Genomic DNA, 17,064 nt, shown 5'->3' with positions numbered 1-17,064 from the left:
CGGTCTTTTTCTTTTTGGTCAAACAAAGAAAAGTCATAACAATACCGGGAAAACTGTCCGTTTTCAGGCATTATTCCACCTTGGGAATTCGTCATATTTCTGTTGAAAAACAGAAAATTCAGGCAGCTTAATATTCGGTTATGGCGTTGTCCTAGTCCGCTTTGGCGTCCACCGCAGCGGCCAGCTCTTCGTACCAGTCTTTTCCGTACTTTCGAATCAGGGCTTCCCGGGCAAATTCAAACACCCGAATCTTTTCCTTTTGCCCTTTGGTACAGGCCGCTGAGCAGATATCCCACCGATCGTAGTTGAGGGCCGTGAAATTAGCTTCCTTCTTTTCCGTCACCCGGATGGGGTAAAGGTGACAGCTGATGGGCTTTTTCCAATCGGTCTTTCCCTCCCGGTAGGCTCGCTCAATGGTGCACTGGGCTACACCGCCCTCGTCTAGCATCATGTAGGCACAGGGCCCACCGTTAACCAGGGTGGTAGCGTATTCTCCCATTTCAGAATTTCGGGTGTACAATCCCTGCTCCGCTACGGCCCGTCTTCCGGCTTCCGTCATCAGGGGAGCCACCTCCGGGTATACCCGCTTCAGGTCCTCAAGCTCTTCGTCCGCCAGGGGAGCACCGAACTCCCCCTCCCAACAGCAGGCCCCCTTGCAGGCGGTGAGGTTACAGGCAAATTGCTCGTCCGCGACTTCCTCACTGACGAAAATGGATCCGATCAAATACATGCGCTATTCTTCGATGTTCAGTTTTTCCCGAACGGGGGGAGGGACCAGCAGGTCCAACAAGGCTACGTTCTCCGGTTGATACTCGACGAAGTACCAGGGAGCCGTTGCGCCCCTGCGAATACCAAACATACGTTTGTGCTGCTGGACGAAAAAGGTATTTCGGTCGGTATCGTACCGGACGCTTTTTACCCCGTGGCGTTTTTCCAGCATTCGCTGCATCCGACTGCGGGTATCCTCCGACTGATAGGCGGAGCTGAGGAGCCGGATGACCATCTCATGGTGAATATTAATCGGCACGTAGACGACTTCTCCATCGTCTACCAGAGCACCTATTTCATCAACCGTAAAGGAGCGGAAGCGTACGTCGATATTACCGTCTGCGTTGAGTCCGACCAGTTGGTCACGCATTACCGAGCGGGGAACGATATCAAACAGCTGGGGATCAATAAATTCGAGGATGGAATCAACTTTCCATTCCATGGTCAATCTCCCGTAATCCGCCAATCGGCGAGCCACTTCCTGGTAACAGTCTGCCCGCTGGCCGAATAGGCCGGTAGTAAAAAGAAGCAGCAGGAAAACAATAATGATCCGCAAGAGAATAAGTTTTGACCCGATTAAGGGTACAAAGGTAAGGCCTTCATTACCCCTAATGCGTTAAAAATCAACTTAAATTCCCTTAGGTCTCACGCTCCAACCTACGTCACGAGAAATCCGTATTCGGAGGATAATTTTTACTTTTTCGTCCCCCAAAACTTCCGGTCTTTCTGCTGAAGGCAAAACGCGCACAAAGACTCCCGGGCGGAATGCTTATCCCAACCCATCATTTCTCGCATTCTGCTGAAATCCGCGTCCGGATAAAGGTCAAGGGTGGAAAGTTTGATCGGGTTCGTAATTTTCGGCCATGCCCAATGCCTCCTCCACTCCCATTCCCTGGCCTGAGCTCGCGCGCTCCCTACGCGGAGAATTATGCACGGATCAGTTACACCGTATCCTCTTCGCAACGGACGCCAGCGTGTACCGGGAGATGCCCCGGGCGGTAGCTTTTCCAAAGGGTGAAGCAGACGTGGTGGCCTGTGTGCAATTTGCCCGTAAACACCAGCTCCCGATCACTCCCCGGGCGGGCGGAACTAGTCTGGCCGGACAGGCCGTGGGCACCGGACTGATCGTTGACGTCAGTAAGTACCTCAACAAAATCATCGAGATCAATCACGAGGAGGGGTACGCCATCGTGGAACCGGGGGTAATCCGCGACCAGCTCAACGCTGCCCTGGCTCCCTTGGGATTTTGGTTTGGGCCAAACACCAGCACGGCCAATCGCTGCACCCTGGGGGGAATGTTCGGGAACAACAGCTGTGGCAGCACCAGCATTACCGTTGGGAGTACCCGCGACCACACCCTTGCCGCCCGGGTGGTGTTGAGCGATGGCAGCCTCCACGAATTCCGTGCCGAAGACCAGGACATTACGCTGGCCAAAATGCAGGAATCTGCAAAACAGCCGTTATCCGGAGCGGAGACTTCCTTCACGACCATCCCCAACGAAGATTCCTCCCGGATCACTGCCATCTACCGTAACCTGGGCAAGCTACTGGGCACGGAAGAAAACCGGGAACTCATCAGGGGCGCCTTCCCGAAGCGGGAAGTACAACGACGCAACACCGGCTACGCGCTGGACCTTCTGGCCGAACAGCAGCCCTTCACCCCGGATGGCCCGCCCTTCAACCTCTGTACCCTCCTGGCCGGATCGGAAGGCACCCTGGCCTTCACCACCCAACTGAAGGTGCGCATTCTTCCCCTCCCCCCGGAAGGAACCGCCGTCGTGGCCCTGCATTTCAATACCATTGACGCCGCCATGCGCGCCACCCAGGGCACCATGACGCAACGGCCCTTTCTGTGCGAACTCATGGATGACACCATTCTCCAGTTGGCCAAAAAGAACCCGGACCAGGCGCAGAATGCCGCCTTCGTCCGCGATGATCCCCGGGCGTTGTTGCTGGTGGAGTTTCGAGCGGAGGATAACCCCGCCGCCCGGCAATTGGCCAGTGACCTTGTCGATTTTCTCGGTCAGCAGGAAGGCCTGGAAGCTCCCTACGCGGCCCCCATCCTGGTGGGTGCTGCGGCCTCTCAGAAGGTGTGGGCGCTCCGGGCGGCCGGACTGGGAATATTGGGCAATATGGTCGGCGACGCCAAGGCCGTGGCCTGCATCGAAGATACCGCCGTGGCCCTGCCCGATCTGGCCGATTACATCCGGGAGTTTGACCAACTCATGCGGCTATACGACCAACACCCGGTCTACTACGCCCACGCCGGAGCCGGAGAACTTCACCTGCGGCCCGTGCTGAACTTGAAAACCAGTGAAGGGCAGCGCCAATTCTACGAGATTACCCGCGACGTGGCCAAACTGGTAAAAAAGTACCGCGGGAGCCTCAGCGGCGAACACGGCGACGGGCGGGTAAGGGCCGCGTTCCTCCGTGATCAGCTGGGGGATGAAGTATACCAAATGCTCGTCAGCCTGAAGCGCGCCTGGGATCCGGAGGGCATCTTCAACCCGGGAAAAATTGTGGAGGCGCCCCCCATGAACGAAAGCCTCCGGTATGCCCCCGACCTTCCGTCACCGGACTACCCTACCCTGCTGGACTTCGGCGAAGAGGGCGGCCTGTTGGCCGCCGCGGAAAAGTGTAATGGTTCGGGAGATTGCCGGAAAATCAGCGGCGGCGCGATGTGCCCCAGTTACCGGGCCACCCGCTCCGAACGCGACAGCACCCGGGGCCGGGCCAATGCCCTGCGGGAAATCCTCACCCAGAACCAGCACGACAATCCCTTCGCCCACCCCGCCCTGGCGGAAGCCATGGACCTCTGCCTCAGTTGCAAGGCCTGCACCAGCGAATGCCCGAGTACGGTGAACATGACCGCCCTGAAGGCCGAATACCAGTACCAACTGGCCCGCCAGCGCGGACATTCCCTGCGGAGTCGCCTGGTGGCCGCCAACGAACAGCTTTATCGATGGGGCGGGAAGTGGCCCCGATTGGCCAATACGGGGCTAAACATTCTGGGGCCGCTCATGAAGCGGCTAGTGGGCATTGCCCCCGACCGGAGCCTCCCCGCCTTCCCCGAAGAATCCCTGCGGGCGTGGTTTGAACGCACCGATCCGGGACCGATTTCGGACGATCAAAAGACCGTGTTTCTCTTCGGGGATGAATTTTCCAATTACCAGGACGTCGCCCCCGGCAAGGCCGTGATCACGCTTTTACGCAAGCTCGGTTATGCGGTGCGGTGGCCCGCCCACGTGGCCAGCGGCCGCGCCCAGCTGAGTAAGGGCTTCCTGGAAGAAGCCCGGGACCTGGCGGAAAGGAATGTGGCGCTTTTCGGTCCGCTAGTTTCCCCTTCCGCTCCCCTGGTCGGGATCGAGCCGTCAGCCATCCTCGGGTTTCGGGACGAGTACCCTAAACTGCTCCGGGGTGAAGCCGCGGAACGGGCCACGATCCTGGGTCAAGGGGTGTTTACCTTCGATGAATTTTTGCACCGTGAATTGTCCGGCGGTCTCCTGCGGCCGGAAGACTTCGGTCCCAAAACCGCCCGGCTGGTGCTGCACGTTCACTGCCACGAAAAAGCCCTGGGGCGGGCCGAACGCTGCGCCACGGCCCTGGCCCTGCCCCCGAATTTTGCCGTAGAGCTACTGGACAGCGGATGCTGCGGCATGGCGGGATCATTTGGTTACGAGGCGGAACACTTCGCGCTTTCCCGGGACATTGCCGAACAGTCCCTGCTCCGGCACCTGCGCTCGCGCCCAGAAGACACCCTGATTGTTGCTGCGGGCACCAGTTGTCGGCATCAAATTAAAGATTTCCTGCACCGCCGGGCCCTTCACCCCGCGGAAGCCCTGCTGAGCAGTTGGGAAGAAGCTTAATATGGGCGTGACCGCGGGTGCACAGTCGATCCCGGGGGCAACGCTAGCGTTTCGCGAAGGAGAAGTCCAGGCCAAGTTGATTCACCCCACCCCCGATGTGGTAGGTTGTGCGCCCATAGGCGATTGAGAAACGTTTGGTCCGGAAGGCGAAGCCGAAACTGTAGCCCGCGCCGCTCCGAAAATCCCGCAACCGCAGCTCCCGCTGCATGCCGTGGTTGTAGCCGAACCGGAGCCGTAAATTCCGGGATTTACCGATGAGGAGTTCCCCGTTGAAGACCAGGTGTCGGGCCAGGTTATCCAGGAAAATCGCTCCCGCTCCGCGGGTGGTTTCTTCCTCCCCGAAGGCCAGGAACAGGGAGTTATTCTCTCCCTCCGGATCATCGAAGAGGATGTTCCAGCGATCCAGGTAGCGATAGATCAGGGAGAACCGGAACGGCAGGTAGCGCAGTTCCTTGTTGATGCCCAGCTGGAGCTCGAAGGGCATCGGTTCCCGCCCCGTAGTGGCGTCGTACTGGCCCAGTTGCCGACCGGCATTCCTGGCCAGCAAACTGATGCCGAAGAGCCCGGAGGTATCCACGTAGTGGACGGCCAGGTCCGCCCCGATACCAAAACTGCCGTAGCCCGCCAGCTGGGAGGAGATCAGCTTCAGGTTAGCGCCCACGGAGAGTCGGCCCTCGAACTGGCGGGCCGCCCCTACCGTCAGGGCAAAATCGGAGGCCGAGAAGGTTCCCTGTGCCTGTCCCGTGGGGTCGCGGCGGACCAGATCGCCCCCGTAATTGGTGAATTGAAGTCCGCCCTGAAAGGTCAGCCCCAACCGATCGTGGTGGTGGCCGTAGCCCAGGTAGCTGTTGCTGATGCCGGCCGGATGAAAAGCGTGACTGATGGCCGCCCGCTGATGCATGCGCTCGTTAAGCAGGCTGGGATTACGCGCCGCCAGGCTGAGGTCATCGTCCATGAGGGCAATGTGGTGCCCCCCCATCGCCGCTACCGTGGCGGAGTTGGGCAGGTTGAGAAACTCATACACCGAAATACCCCCTACCTGGGCCGAGAGCCCGGCAGAAATAAGAACCAGAAGAATCGTTAGATGACGCATACGAAGGGCAAGGTACGCCATAAGGATCCCTGACCGTCTTCGAATGTGGCCTTGTTGTCGGGGAATTACCGCTATTTACTGTTCTCGCTGAGCGCCGGTGGCTGGATCATATCGGCTCCCGCCGGCGGCTCTTCACCGTTACCGGGTTCCCAGGTGGTCTTGCACAATCCCCGGTCACATTCCATTACCCGGCGCAACTGCCCGTCCTCCGCGTAGAGGTGCAGGGTGCCGTGCTCCTTGTCACCGTCCAGATAGGCACCGCTGGCCTTGGGTTGCCCGTTTTCGTACCATTCGCGGAAGGGACCATTTTCGTTGTTATCGGCAAAGGTTACCACTTCCCTGACGGTGCCGTTGGGGTAGTAGGATGTCCATGCCCCCGACATTTTACCATCGACGTACTCTCCCTTCATGCTGAGCTGTCCCGTCTCGTCAAAGAGGGAATAGGGACCCGCGAATTCTCCCCGCTCGTAATTTTCCTCCACCAGGAGGTTACCCTCCGGGGAGAACAACAACCGCTTTCCGTTCAGTTCGTTATCCAGGTAGTGCTCTTCGGCCACCAGGTTGCCCTGGGGGTCATACTGTCGGCTCACGCCCTGCTGCATCCCCGTTTCGGGATCGATTTGACTTACGGTTTTAAAGCCGAGAGCATCTACGGTTTCTTTTTCCTCCAGTCCGTTGCCGCAGGCATAAATAAGCGTTAACAGGCCGAGAATGGGGAGAAGGCTACGGTACATTGGTTACTTTTACCTAAGAGCTGGTTTGGATTTTGGATTTCTGACCGGATTTGAGCATTTTTTGAGTGCTGGTAAGGCGGGAATACCGAAGTCTAGCAGCGCTACATGAGGATAGTTCCAACGCAACCAGCGCCAAAAAAGGCCAAATTGAGGTCGATTACTGAAGTCCAAACAAGCTCCAAGAATAATGAAAGATATAATGATCCCTAAAACGTCCATCCTCTTTCTTCTGGTATACCTTTTTTCTGGAATACTCCTGGCTCAGGAGAAGGAGCCGAGGCAACTCCAGGAGGAAGATTATGAATACCTTATTGAATCGAGCCGGGCCATCGACCCGGACCGCTACACCGAAGTGAGGGGTACGCCCTTCCGCTACAAGACCTTCCGGCCCGCGGTGCTTTATGACGTCGGGGTTAATCAGTACGCGCTCGATTCCGTCAACCTGAATGGCTTTACCCACCAGTTTGAATTCAAATGGGAGGGCCAGTGGCGGGAGTTAAACCCCAACAGCTTCCTGCGGGGAGAAATTAAGGATGACGATGGTGTACTGCATACCTACGGCCGAAAAATCAATCCGCGTTTTCCCAATAAATACGCGGAGATCATTTACAACGGAGATTTTATCGTAGCCACGATGGTATACGACGTCCAGAACGACGAGAAAATCGTGCAGGACGTGGGTAAAACCCTGAAATTACGGCGGTTCAGCAGCAAATCACTGCACTTTGCGATGGTAGACGGCGACCTGATTGCCGTCAAGACAACCCCCAAGAACCTCGCCGCAGATCTTGGACACAAAGCTGAGCTTTCCAAATTCATCAAGGCCAACAAATTGAAACCACACCGGCGAGAAGACCTGATTAAAATTTACCAAAAAGCCGATGAGCTGTTCGACTAGTACCCTGACTTTTTTCCTGGTCCTTAGTCTGTTGGCCTGCGCGCATCCGGCACTTGCCCAGGATCCCCTGTTATCCCGTCAGGAGAACCTGGTTTTTCAGCAAATTCAGCAATCCATCCGGATTACCCAGAGCCAGCAACGAATGGCGGCCATTCAGGCCATGGGAAAAAACCAGGGAGACCCCGACTTATCGGAAGAGCTGAAACTGATCGCAGAATCCGCCTACCGGGTCCCCCCTAATCGATACGCTAAAGCCTACGGCAGCCCGTTCCTGCTGCCGGAACACACCCAGGGAACCTTTTACGACTTACTCAAAAACCAGTACGAACTGGACTCCGTGAACTTCAACGCCTACACGGGTGAATTCGAATTTCTCACCCCTAACGGCACCTTTGCCGTGGTGCGGGGGGCCTTCAACCGGGTGGAACTAAAGGTATCGGCCGAGCAGACCAGAATCTTTTACTTCGACATCAACCAGGCCCACGCTCAAGCCTACGTGGAGGAAATCTACCACGGTAACCGGGTGTTTGGCGCCACGTATCACGTAGTCAACAAACACACTTCCCGGACAAACATGCTTACGGGTGATGCCGACGTGGAGGAAAATCTCAAGGGTATCGCCAGGCACTACCTGACCCTGGACGGAGAAACCCAACCGACGCCAAAGTCGGGGAAGAAACTGGGAAAGATTTCCGGCGTCCCGGCCATCAATGATTTCATTAATCGGGAAAACCTTGATCTTCGCAATCTGGAAAACCTGAAAAGAATTTATGCCGAACTGGACCGCTTACTCGCAGAATAACTGCATTTTCTTAGCCCTCCTGCTCCTGGGATTTCTCTCCTGCGGCGGAAACGGAGACGCTCCCGAAGCACCGGCGGTCGACGAAGCGACCAGATCCAGCATCGAGGCACGGCTAATTCCGGAATTGAGCCCCGCCGAAGATCGTGCCGGACGCCAACGGAACGCCATCATTAACCGGGCCATCGATCAGGCCTACGATATCCAACCCGCGCCCGAAGGCTACTTTTACGAGATCCTCTCCCCCGGAGCGTATAACCCCCTGGCGGAGGGGGATATCGTGACCGCCCATTACCGGGGCCAATTCCTCGACGGTACCGTGTTTGACGACAGCCGTCCTCGGGGAGAACCCCTCCGCTTTACGGTCGGAGAGCTCATTCCCGCCTGGAATCTCGCCCTCCAGCGGGTCCAGCCCGGCGGCGCCATCCGTATTCTCACCCCCAGCGCCCTCGCCTATGGCGCGGGAGGTCTCGTCGGCCCGCGAGGAGACACCCTCGTCCCCGCCCACACCGTACTGGAATTCATCATTGAAGACATCAACATCCACGAAGAATAGTTGCGGATACGGGACGTAGTAATCAGCCCCTTTCCTGGCCCCGCCAACCGACTAAAATACTAACCGACTAAAATACCAACGGACTAACAGACCAAATTTCCAACAGTCTAAAATACCAACACACTAAGAGACTAAAAGACCAACATTCCAACGTACCAACACACTACTCCCCTCCCAGCCCTCGCCGTAACCAAATGCGGTATTCCTCTTCGACTTCCCGCGGCTCCACCTTGATGATGTTAAACCCCCGTGTCAGGGCAAACTGCAACATCCCGCGGTGACGATTGTGGGTCTTGAAGGTGACCGAAGTATAACCGCGTTCCCCTGCCCACTGGTCCTGTGCATTGGCCAGCATCCGCGCCAGGCCTAAACGTCGAAAGTTTGGCAGCACCCCACCCATCCAGCTATACCAGTAATCCTCCCGCTGGTATCCCACCTTAAACCCGGCCGGTTGATCGTCGACCGTCGCGATCAGCACCAGATGAGGAACGCCCGTGAGCTTTTGGTGATATGCTTCCGGCGGATACGGGTTAATCAACTCCGGAATTCCCTGGGAGACTTCAACGACTTCCGCAATCGTCCCTTCCCGCACGTCAAGTTTACGATGCTTCATCCCGATTCGCGAGGTCAACGAATTCCTCCAGGCTCACCTGCTCCGGACGGCGTTTGAAGAAGGGGTCGTCGGCCATAGATTCCGAAGAAAAAGCCGACTTGAGGCTGTTGCGCAGCATCTTCCGGCGCATTCCGAAGGCCGACTTGACGATGTGCTTGAACCGCCCCCAACGTTCGTCAGCCACGAGGGGTTCTTCCCGGCGTACCAGTCGAATAACGGCACTGTCTACTTTGGGTGGAGGGCTAAAGTTTCCCGGACTGACGTTGAAACAGAGGCTCACCGTATACCTTGCCTGTACCAGCACGCCAATGACACCATAGGTTTTGGATCCGGGGCCCGCCGCTACCCGATCGGCAACTTCCTTCTGAAACATGCCCACCATTTCGGGAATGAGCTGGTAATTATCCAGCATTTTGATGAGGATCTGACTACTGATGTTGTAGGGGTAGTTCCCCACCAATCCGAAGGGCTTCCCGTCAAACAATTGAGGCATATTTACCCGAAGGAAATCCCCGGAAACGATGAATCCGTTCAGCTCGGGGTAATGCTCCTCAAGAAAAGCCACCATGTCCTTATCGGCCTCGCTCACCGTCAGGTCAAAATCCTCCTTGCGTTTGAGTAGATGTTTGGTCAACATTCCCTGCCCCGGTCCTACCTCCAGCACGTGATCGTAGGTATCCGTAAGCTGGAGAGCTCCGGCGATCCGTTCTGCGTAATGCTCGTTGGTCAGGAAGTGTTGCCCGTAGGATTTTTTTGCACGCATGCCACAAAGGTACGTTTTGGTGAACCCGATCCCCGACTGAGGGTGTATTAGCGGTATGAATGTCCCGATATTTTTTCCTGCCGATGCTCACGAAGGCCCCGTTTGGGTGGGCGACCAACACCGACTTTACTTCACGACCACCACCCACCTGGACACCAATCCCCTCGTAAGTATCCTCTTTCTGGACTTCCGGGAGCAACCTCCCCTCGGTCCGGAATGGCGCCCCGAGCCCGCAGGTATTCGCCCGCAGGTGTGGGTCCGGGACGCTAACATGGCCAACGGTATGAACCTCGATCGCGGAGGCAACCACCTGCTGGTCGCCGAGCAGGGAAACATGCGGACGCCCGCCAGGATTCGACGGTATCCGCTGTCCGGACAGCCCGCCGAAACGCTGGTGGAGTACTACGACGGCCGCCCCTTCAATTCCCCCAACAAGGTTTTGCCCAGCCGGAAGGGCCACCTCATATTTTCCGATCCCGATTATGGTTTTCGCCAACATTTTCGTCCGCCCTCGGAAATGGAACCGGCACTTTACGTCCTGACCAGCAGCGGAAAGCTCACCTCCTTTGATTGTGGACTGGAAATGCCCCACGGCCTGGCCTTATGCCCGGACGAAAAGACGCTCTTCGTTACCGACACCAGCTACGACGGTGCCCACCGGGGCTTCAAACTGGAGCACCGCCGACGGTCGGTCTGGGCCTTCGGTTTTAAAGCCGCAACCGGAACGATATCCGGCCCCGGTCGCTGTTGTTTTTCGGTGGACAAGGGCATTCCGGACGGGGCCATTATCGTCAAAAATCAATTGTTGGTGGCCGGAGGAGACGGGGTATACGTAGCCGACCAGCAAGGGCAGCTGCTGGGTAAAATTCCTACGGGCGAGGACACCGCAGTGAACCTCTGCACTACGGACGACGATTTGCACCTCTTCGTAACCATTGACCGGGGGGTACTCCTCTTCACCAACTGGTTGGAGTGGATAGAAAAAATTTAGCGCATCCCGCTGCAGTAAATTATGGGTAATCGTTAATTCACCATCGGCCTTAGCCAGAGTTGTACGAGCAGCAGCAGCCAACAAGTGCAGGTGCCAAAATAGCGCGGGAGGGCCGCGTTCGTCCCCTAGCTATCGTGCTGCAGGGACCACAGGAAATCATACACGTCACGGGGAGTCGCCGAAAACTCATGTACCACGAAGGTTTTCCGGAGGGTCGACACGAAATAGATGGACCGGTAATTAGTCAGTCCGTAGGCCGCATCCGAAAACTTGTACTTCAGACGCATGATGGACTTGCCGGATCCGGAGTCCAGGGAGGTGCGCATGTTCGTAATTTCCAGATTGGGGTTGGCGGCCTGTTGGGCATCGTTCTGTTGTTTCACCTGACTGGCCAGCGCGTTCCCAACGGAGGGGTTCAGGTCGATGTATTCCGTATCCACGAAAAGTAGTAGCCCTTCATAATTTGAAGTATCCACGAAAAGGTCCAACTGGGCGTCCTCAAAGCTCATGGCCGTGAGTAAGTCGGTGAATTGCTCCACGAATACCTGATCATAAATCTCGGCACCCTTCCCGCTCAGGAATTCTTCCTGGGTCAGTCGGAAAAAGGAGATGGGTAAGCTCAGGGAGGTTCCCTCATTGATCAGCGCATGCTTTTGCAGTTGATCGGTGTTCAGCTCCCGCCCCTTTTGGTTATCTCCTCCACAATTCCACAGCAACGTTAGGCTACTCAGCAAAAGCAGGCGGAGGGAAAGGTGGAGCAAGGGAGAAATATTCATGGGATGATGATTTAGGCGCTGGTGAGGTGCCGGATGGCCAGCCAGGCCATGAGTCCTGCTCCCGTTTCCAGGGCCGCTTCGTCGATGTCAAAGGTATCGGTGTGTACGGGGCTCGTGATGCCCCGCTCGGGGTTTCCTACCCCCAGCCGGTAGAAGCAGGCCGGAAGGTGATGGCTGTAGAAGGCGAAGTCCTCCCCGGTCATCCGGATCGGGAGTTCCACCGCCCGGTCCTCTCCGAGAAACCGGCGGGCTTCGTCCCAGGCCCAGCGGGTGAGGTTTTCGTCGTTCTTCAGGAAAGGGTAGCCCTTGATGATGTTCAGCTCGGCCTCGCCGCCCATGGCGGCGGCAATCCCACCAATGAGCTCCTGGAGCCGGTGGTGCAGCTCCGCCCGCCACGTTTCATTCAGGGTCCGCATGGTTCCCTCCAGGGATACGGCGTTGGGGATGATATTCGTCGCCCCGCCGTCACTGGCAATCTTGCCAAAGGTGATCACGGCCGGCAGGGTCGGGTCGGTCTGCCGACTCACGAGTTGCTGCACGGCCGTAATCACCTGGGCCGCAATGGCGATCGGGTCCACGGTGTTGTGAGGAAGTGCGCCGTGTCCTCCCTTTCCCCGGATGGTCAGGTACAGCTCATCGGCACTCGCCATGTAGATGCCGGGACGAAAACCTACCGTTCCCGCCCGCAGGGGCGGATGCACGTGCTGCCCGAAGATGGCCTCCGGGGCGGGGTTTTCCAGGGCACCGTCCCGGATCATGAGCGTGGCACCACCCGGCAATTTTTCCTCGCCGGGCTGAAAGAGCAGGCGAACGGTCCCGGAAAAGTGCTGACGATGCTGCTGGAGGATCCGGGCGGCCCCCAACAAGCTGGCGGTGTGTACGTCGTGGCCACAGGCGTGCATGACGCCCCTGTTTTTGGAGCAATAGGGCACCTGATTGGCCTCGGTAATGGGCAGTGCATCAATGTCGGCCCGCAGTGCCATGCTCCGACCAACGCCCCCGGCACCTGCGACCTCGCCAAGAATTCCCGTTCCCGCAATCTCGCGAAAACTCACCCCCATTTCCCGGAGTTGGTCCGCAATGTAGCGCTGGGTGTTGTGCTCCTCGAAGCTGAGTTCGGGGTGCTGGTGGAGGTGGCGACGATGACCTACCGTGGCCGCGTGGTGTTCGCGGGCGGCGTCGGCAATGCGGGCGCGTAAAGAATCGGTTGCTTCCTTCATCGTATCTGGATGCTTTCAATGCGGCTACCGACCGTCAGCATGTCCACTACGTCCTGGCCGTCGATAACTTCGGCAAAGATGGTGTAATTCCCGTCGAGGTGGGGCGTCGGGCGGTGCGTAATGAAAAATTGCACGCCTTCCGTGTCCTTACCGGCGCTGGCCATGCCCACGAGGCCGGCCCGGTCCCAATGGAGACCCGGCGTTTCCGTGCGAATAATAAAGTCTTCGGATCCGAAACCATCTCCCCGCGGGCCTCCACCCTGGGCCACAAAATTCGGTACCACCCGATGGAATTGCTTACCGTCGTAGTAGCCCTCCTTCACCAGCGAGAGGAAACTGGAGACCGTCGCGGGGGCCGCCTCGGGCAGCATGCGGAGGTCAATCCGCCCCTCGCTGGTCCGGATGCGCACCGTCTTGGCCCCTTCACCGGCGATCAGCGTCCAGTCAATGGCCCTCGCTTCCGCCGTTACGTTTTGGGGTTCCGGGGGATCCTCTCCCCGCAGGGCCGCCGCGGCGGCGGCTACCGCCCGGTACGTTTCAATTTCTTTGGGCAGAGAAAAACGCCCCTTACTTTGCTCTACCCACCCTAAATCGGGGTAGAAGGCCCGCAGGGTTCCGGCGTTTTGCTCCAGCGCATTGGCCGCCACGTAGGCTGGTCCCGCTTCGGCACTTTCGATCATGGCCCGGAAGTAGGCCGCAAGGTCCGTCCGCACCCGTCGGGTACTCGCGCGGAAAAAATTCGCGAAGTCTTCCCGGCCGGCAATCTCGGCCAGCGCCGATGCGGCGGCCGTCCGGACCGGCGCCTCCGTCGTCTGCTGATACAGTTCGTAAATGGTGCGGTAGTTCCAGGGGAATTCGGCCAGCGCCGCCAGAATATCCGCCCGTAAATAGGGATCGGATTCGGCCGCGTAAGCCGTTTGCAGGTCGAAATTAATTCGTCCGCGAATGTCCGTGAAGTAGAGGGGTAAATGGCGATTAGCGGCACCGTAGAGCCGGAAACGCACGTCGGGGGACAAGGAATCCTGCGCCAACTTTCGGTAAAAGGTAGCGTCCGGAGCGGTTCCCTGGTCCAGCAGGAAATCCGCGGCGGATCGCCTGACGAGCGGATGGTCATCCCGCAGCAGTTCCACCATCGGTTCCCGGACACTGGCGTAATCAAAGTTTCTCAAGGCCCGAATCACCTCCACGCGAACGCGCCAATCGTCGGCCGAGCTCAGGAGGCGCAGGAGTGCGACCCTCGCGGCCGGATCGTTGGACCTCCCCAGGGCGCCAACCGCCCCCATCAGAATAACCGGATCGGTAGCTACCCGCAGGATTTGTCTCATTTCCCGCAGCTGATTGCTATCGGCTTCCACCGGAAAGCGCTGGAGGAAATAGGCCGCCGGTTGGCGGGCCGCCGGGGGCGTGTTTTCGTCCAGAAAAAGACGTAGCATCAGGGCGTTGCCCGCAGGATTGGAAATTCGTCGGGTAGCAAAGTAAAAGACACCCCAGGCCTGACCGGCTAGCAGGGTCGTATCCGTAGCCCGGTAGGTGGAGATGGAACTGATCTGTTCCAGGCGGTCCTCCTCTCCCGTTTTGCCGATGGCCGCCAGAATTTCCGCATTAAAATCCGTCAGCCCTCCGGTTTGATCAAAGGCTACCGCCAGCGCATCGGCGACTTCTTCCCGACGGGTTTGCCCGAGGGCATAGGCCGACGCACGCCTTACGATGGGTTGCGGATCCCGCAGCTGGCTCACCAGGCTATCCACGACGGCGGATGGCAATTCGGGGAAGCTGCCAAAGGCCCGCGCGGACAGGTAACGATAGCCCGGATTGCTGTGCTCCAAAAAGGGAAGCAAGCTATCCGCCAGACGCTGATTCTGGTAGTCATAAATGCGCTGACTGACCGGATCATTCAGGTCGACGACCACCCCCTCAACGGGCGCCTCTTCCCCGGGGGGAACGCAGGCGATCAGGGTCATGGCAAGCAATAGCAGAGGGAAGGAGCGGATTAGCATACGGCTAAGGTAAATGAACTGCCCAAAACTCGTGACAAAGCCCGGAATTTCGGTACGCCAGGAAGAGAAATGCCAGAAAATCACGTCAGATTCTGGGGAAAAGTGGGCTCAAATTCATCGAAAATTCCGGGATTCCCGTCGATGTCCCCCCCACCAATTAAGCCAAAAACGGCATTCTAACGTTATCTTGGTACGATCAATCCTCCCGCAGTGTGAAAAAGTTAGATAAATATCGCAAGCACTTCAGCGAGTTTGCCTTTTGGGACAAACTGAAGAAATACGCTCAGGCCGCGGGTATCAAGGTAGTTTACAGCGCCTTGCTGCTGTATTATGCCTACCAACGTTCCGATACGCCATCCTGGGCCAAGCGCACCGTAGTCGGCACCCTCGGATACCTCATTGCCCCCATCGACTTCATTCCGGACCTGGGGTTCCTCATCGGTTACACGGACGACATGGCCATCCTGAGTTTCTGTCTGGTCACCATCGCGGCCTTCGTCAATGAAGAAGTTCGCGGAAATGCCCGCGAAAAACTCGGTCAGTGGTTTGATAGCGTAGATGAAACGGCGCTGTCCGAAGTAGACGAAAAACTGTAAACCGGAGTACGGGTCTGCCGTTTCCGGCCAATTCCCTGGAAAGTCGGAGCGTAACCCGCTTGTTGGAGAGTAGCTTCCGTATATTGGCGAAATCATGAATACAATCGCCGAGCCAGAAGCCCTGCTTCAGTCCGTTGAAGCCTACGTTGAGCACTTTATTCAGGAAAAGGTAGACCAGAAGTTTGTCTACCACAATTTCCAGCATACCTGTGCCGTAGTGGAAGCCGCCAAGGAACTGGCCGACCATTATGACGTCAGTCGGGAAGACCGGCTCATCATCATTCTGGCAAGCTGGTTTCACGACACGGGCTACGAAGAAGGTTGGGATGACCATGAATTGCGGAGTGCCAACATTGCCGAAGCTTGGTTACGCGAACAGGGTACCAGCGACGAAGACCTGATCCAGAGCGTGCGGGGTGCAATTCTGGCCACAAAAATGCCGCAGTCGCCCCAGAATTTCCTGGAAGAAATCGTGGCGGATGCCGACCTGAGCCATCTTGGAGACCTGAGTTACTGGGACCGCTGTGGCCGCGTCCGTCAGGAGTTCGCCCTGACCCGAAACATGATCATGTCCGATCAGGAATGGATCGACTTTGAACTGGGCTTCATGCTCGCCCACGAATACCACACGGAGGCCGCCCGCGAGCTTTTCGGCGAACGAAAAAGCAAGCACGTCAAGCAGCTTTACAAACGCAAAAAGGCTTTGTACCCCGATCAGACCCCCAGTAATCTTGAAGAACTCGAACAGTCCAAAAAGGGTAAAAAAAAGCTCAAAAAGCTAAAAAAGGCCGTAGCTAAAGCCCGCAACAAAGACAACGATGATTTCAAGCCGGGCCGGGGAGTGGAAACCATGTACCGGGCTACTTACCGGACCCACGTTAACCTTTCCAGTATTGCGGACAACAAGGCGAACATCATGCTCTCCGTCAACGCCATTATCCTGAGTATTCTGGCCGCCAACCTTTTCCCCCGCCTGGATTCGAATCCCCACCTGACGGTCCCGACCCTCACGCTGGCCGGGGTCTGCCTGGCCTCCCTGTTTTACGCCATCCAGGCCACGCGCCCCAAGGTAACCGAGGGCAAGAGCAGCATGGAGGACATTAAGGCCCGTCGCAGTAATCTCCTCTTTTTCGGCAACTTCTACAGTATGCCCATCGATGATTTCCATTACGGTATGATGGAAATGATCCGCGATGAAGACTTTCTCTATTCTTCCATGACGCGGGATTTGTATTACCTGGGGGTAGTCCTTGCCAAAAAGTACCGCTACTTGCGGGTTTGCTACAACGTATTTCTCTTTGGCCTCATCATCGCCGTCATTGCCTTCATCGTCGCGGTGATGATCGACAACGCCAGCACGGCGGCCAACGGCACCTCACTCCTGCTTGAGTAGT

General features: G+C 57.3%; 16 protein-coding genes. 7 read left to right on the top strand and 9 right to left on the bottom strand.

What is annotated here, in order from left to right; all coding sequences use genetic code 11:
* Positions 1-151: 151 nt before the first annotated feature.
* Positions 152-730: a DUF3109 family protein gene (locus E1J53_RS01880; RefSeq protein ID WP_134270282.1), complete on the bottom strand. Its 579-nt coding sequence runs from the start codon at positions 728-730 to the stop codon at positions 152-154.
* 3 nt (positions 731-733) lie between these two features.
* Positions 734-1,324, bottom strand: coding sequence for a hypothetical protein (locus E1J53_RS01875; protein WP_134270281.1), 591 nt, complete (start codon positions 1,322-1,324; stop codon positions 734-736).
* 307 nt (positions 1,325-1,631) lie between these two features.
* On the opposite strand from E1J53_RS01875, the gene E1J53_RS01870 reads away from it, so the two are divergent.
* Positions 1,632-4,634, top strand: a complete 3,003-nt coding sequence (locus E1J53_RS01870; protein WP_134270280.1) for an FAD-binding and (Fe-S)-binding domain-containing protein — start codon at positions 1,632-1,634, stop codon at positions 4,632-4,634.
* Positions 4,635-4,677: 43 nt separating this feature from the next.
* On the opposite strand, the gene porQ is transcribed toward E1J53_RS01870, so the two are convergent.
* Positions 4,678-5,727 carry a type IX secretion system protein PorQ gene (gene porQ, locus E1J53_RS01865; protein WP_134270279.1) on the bottom strand — a complete coding sequence of 350 codons (1,050 nt, stop codon included), beginning with the start codon at positions 5,725-5,727 and terminating at the stop codon, positions 4,678-4,680.
* 71 nt (positions 5,728-5,798) lie between these two features.
* Positions 5,799-6,461, bottom strand: coding sequence for a toxin-antitoxin system YwqK family antitoxin (locus E1J53_RS01860; protein WP_134270278.1), 663 nt, complete (start codon positions 6,459-6,461; stop codon positions 5,799-5,801).
* Between the two features lie 199 nt (positions 6,462-6,660).
* Between E1J53_RS01860 and E1J53_RS01855 the strand changes: the two genes are divergently transcribed.
* Genes E1J53_RS01855 through E1J53_RS01845 form a run of 3 tightly spaced genes read left to right on the top strand, consistent with a single transcriptional unit; the run spans position 6,661 to position 8,714 of the window.
* Complete coding sequence (locus tag E1J53_RS01855) at positions 6,661-7,359, top strand: hypothetical protein (protein ID WP_134270277.1); 699 nt, start codon at positions 6,661-6,663, stop codon at positions 7,357-7,359.
* On the top strand, positions 7,343-8,161 hold the full coding sequence (locus tag E1J53_RS01850; RefSeq protein WP_134270276.1) for a hypothetical protein: 819 nt from the start codon (positions 7,343-7,345) through the stop codon (positions 8,159-8,161). The genes E1J53_RS01855 and E1J53_RS01850 overlap by 17 nt, the downstream gene beginning before the upstream one ends.
* Complete coding sequence (locus E1J53_RS01845; RefSeq protein WP_134270275.1) at positions 8,130-8,714, top strand: FKBP-type peptidyl-prolyl cis-trans isomerase; 585 nt, start codon at positions 8,130-8,132, stop codon at positions 8,712-8,714. The genes E1J53_RS01850 and E1J53_RS01845 overlap by 32 nt, the downstream gene beginning before the upstream one ends.
* A gap of 163 nt (positions 8,715-8,877) precedes the next feature.
* Here E1J53_RS01845 and E1J53_RS01840 read toward each other — a convergent pair whose 3' ends face one another.
* Both E1J53_RS01840 and rsmA read right to left on the bottom strand, forming a co-directional pair.
* The gene (locus E1J53_RS01840; RefSeq protein ID WP_134270274.1) at positions 8,878-9,327 is read right to left on the bottom strand and encodes a GNAT family N-acetyltransferase; all 450 of its coding nucleotides are present in this window, start codon (positions 9,325-9,327) and stop codon (positions 8,878-8,880) included.
* A complete protein-coding gene (rsmA, locus tag E1J53_RS01835; RefSeq protein WP_154640113.1) occupies positions 9,314-10,090 on the bottom strand; it encodes a 16S rRNA (adenine(1518)-N(6)/adenine(1519)-N(6))-dimethyltransferase RsmA in 777 nt (258 codons plus the stop codon). Before rsmA ends, E1J53_RS01840 begins: the two co-directional genes overlap by 14 nt.
* Positions 10,091-10,145: 55 nt before the next feature.
* On the opposite strand from rsmA, the gene E1J53_RS01830 reads away from it, so the two are divergent.
* On the top strand, positions 10,146-11,081 hold the full coding sequence (locus tag E1J53_RS01830) for an SMP-30/gluconolactonase/LRE family protein (RefSeq protein WP_134270272.1): 936 nt from the start codon (positions 10,146-10,148) through the stop codon (positions 11,079-11,081).
* A 125-nt stretch (positions 11,082-11,206) separates the two neighbouring features.
* On the opposite strand, the gene E1J53_RS01825 is transcribed toward E1J53_RS01830, so the two are convergent.
* From E1J53_RS01825 to E1J53_RS01815, 3 genes are read right to left on the bottom strand one after another with little or no spacing between them, the layout of a single operon-like run.
* Positions 11,207-11,857 carry a hypothetical protein gene (locus tag E1J53_RS01825; protein ID WP_134270271.1) on the bottom strand — a complete coding sequence of 217 codons (651 nt, stop codon included), beginning with the start codon at positions 11,855-11,857 and terminating at the stop codon, positions 11,207-11,209.
* 11 nt (positions 11,858-11,868) lie between these two features.
* Positions 11,869-13,077 carry a M20 family metallopeptidase gene (locus tag E1J53_RS01820; protein WP_134270270.1) on the bottom strand — a complete coding sequence of 403 codons (1,209 nt, stop codon included), beginning with the start codon at positions 13,075-13,077 and terminating at the stop codon, positions 11,869-11,871.
* Entirely contained in the window at positions 13,074-15,074 is a 2,001-nt protein-coding gene (locus E1J53_RS01815; protein ID WP_134270269.1) for a peptidylprolyl isomerase, read from the bottom strand. Before E1J53_RS01815 ends, E1J53_RS01820 begins: the two co-directional genes overlap by 4 nt.
* A 212-nt stretch (positions 15,075-15,286) precedes the next feature.
* Here E1J53_RS01815 and E1J53_RS01810 point away from each other — a divergent pair, with 212 nt between their 5' ends.
* Complete coding sequence (locus E1J53_RS01810; protein WP_134270268.1) at positions 15,287-15,670, top strand: DUF1232 domain-containing protein; 384 nt, start codon at positions 15,287-15,289, stop codon at positions 15,668-15,670.
* 94 nt (positions 15,671-15,764) lie between these two features.
* The gene (locus E1J53_RS01805; RefSeq protein ID WP_134270267.1) at positions 15,765-17,063 is read left to right on the top strand and encodes a Pycsar system effector family protein; all 1,299 of its coding nucleotides are present in this window, start codon (positions 15,765-15,767) and stop codon (positions 17,061-17,063) included.
* The last annotated feature ends 1 nt before the right edge of the window (position 17,064 follow it).

Source organism: Lewinella sp. W8 (assembly GCF_004375085.3).
Lineage (GTDB): Bacteria > Bacteroidota > Bacteroidia > Chitinophagales > Saprospiraceae > Neolewinella.
The sequence above is the reverse complement of the archived record's forward strand: the minus strand, read 5'-3'. Positions and strand labels throughout refer to the sequence as shown.

Bases quoted from the DNA above. Each gene is read 5' to 3' on its own strand.
- E1J53_RS01825 (WP_134270271.1), bottom strand. From the start codon at position 11,857: ATGAATATTTCTCCCTTGCTCCACCTTTCCCTCCGCCTGCTTTTGCTG.
- porQ (WP_134270279.1), bottom strand. From the start codon at position 5,727: ATGCGTCATCTAACGATTCTTCTGGTTCTTATTTCTGCCGGGCTCTCG.
- E1J53_RS01805 (WP_134270267.1), top strand. From the start codon at position 15,765: ATGAATACAATCGCCGAGCCAGAAGCCCTGCTTCAGTCCGTTGAAGCC.
- E1J53_RS01840 (WP_134270274.1), bottom strand. From the start codon at position 9,327: ATGAAGCATCGTAAACTTGACGTGCGGGAAGGGACGATTGCGGAAGTC.
- E1J53_RS01855 (WP_134270277.1), top strand. From the start codon at position 6,661: ATGATCCCTAAAACGTCCATCCTCTTTCTTCTGGTATACCTTTTTTCT.
- E1J53_RS01870 (WP_134270280.1), top strand. From the start codon at position 1,632: ATGCCCAATGCCTCCTCCACTCCCATTCCCTGGCCTGAGCTCGCGCGC.
- E1J53_RS01860 (WP_134270278.1), bottom strand. From the start codon at position 6,461: ATGTACCGTAGCCTTCTCCCCATTCTCGGCCTGTTAACGCTTATTTAT.
- E1J53_RS01850 (WP_134270276.1), top strand. From the start codon at position 7,343: ATGAGCTGTTCGACTAGTACCCTGACTTTTTTCCTGGTCCTTAGTCTG.
- rsmA (WP_154640113.1), bottom strand. From the start codon at position 10,090: ATGCGTGCAAAAAAATCCTACGGGCAACACTTCCTGACCAACGAGCAT.
- E1J53_RS01820 (WP_134270270.1), bottom strand. From the start codon at position 13,077: ATGAAGGAAGCAACCGATTCTTTACGCGCCCGCATTGCCGACGCCGCC.
- E1J53_RS01815 (WP_134270269.1), bottom strand. From the start codon at position 15,074: ATGCTAATCCGCTCCTTCCCTCTGCTATTGCTTGCCATGACCCTGATC.
- E1J53_RS01845 (WP_134270275.1), top strand. From the start codon at position 8,130: ATGCCGAACTGGACCGCTTACTCGCAGAATAACTGCATTTTCTTAGCC.
- E1J53_RS01880 (WP_134270282.1), bottom strand. From the start codon at position 730: ATGTATTTGATCGGATCCATTTTCGTCAGTGAGGAAGTCGCGGACGAG.
- E1J53_RS01830 (WP_134270272.1), top strand. From the start codon at position 10,146: ATGAATGTCCCGATATTTTTTCCTGCCGATGCTCACGAAGGCCCCGTT.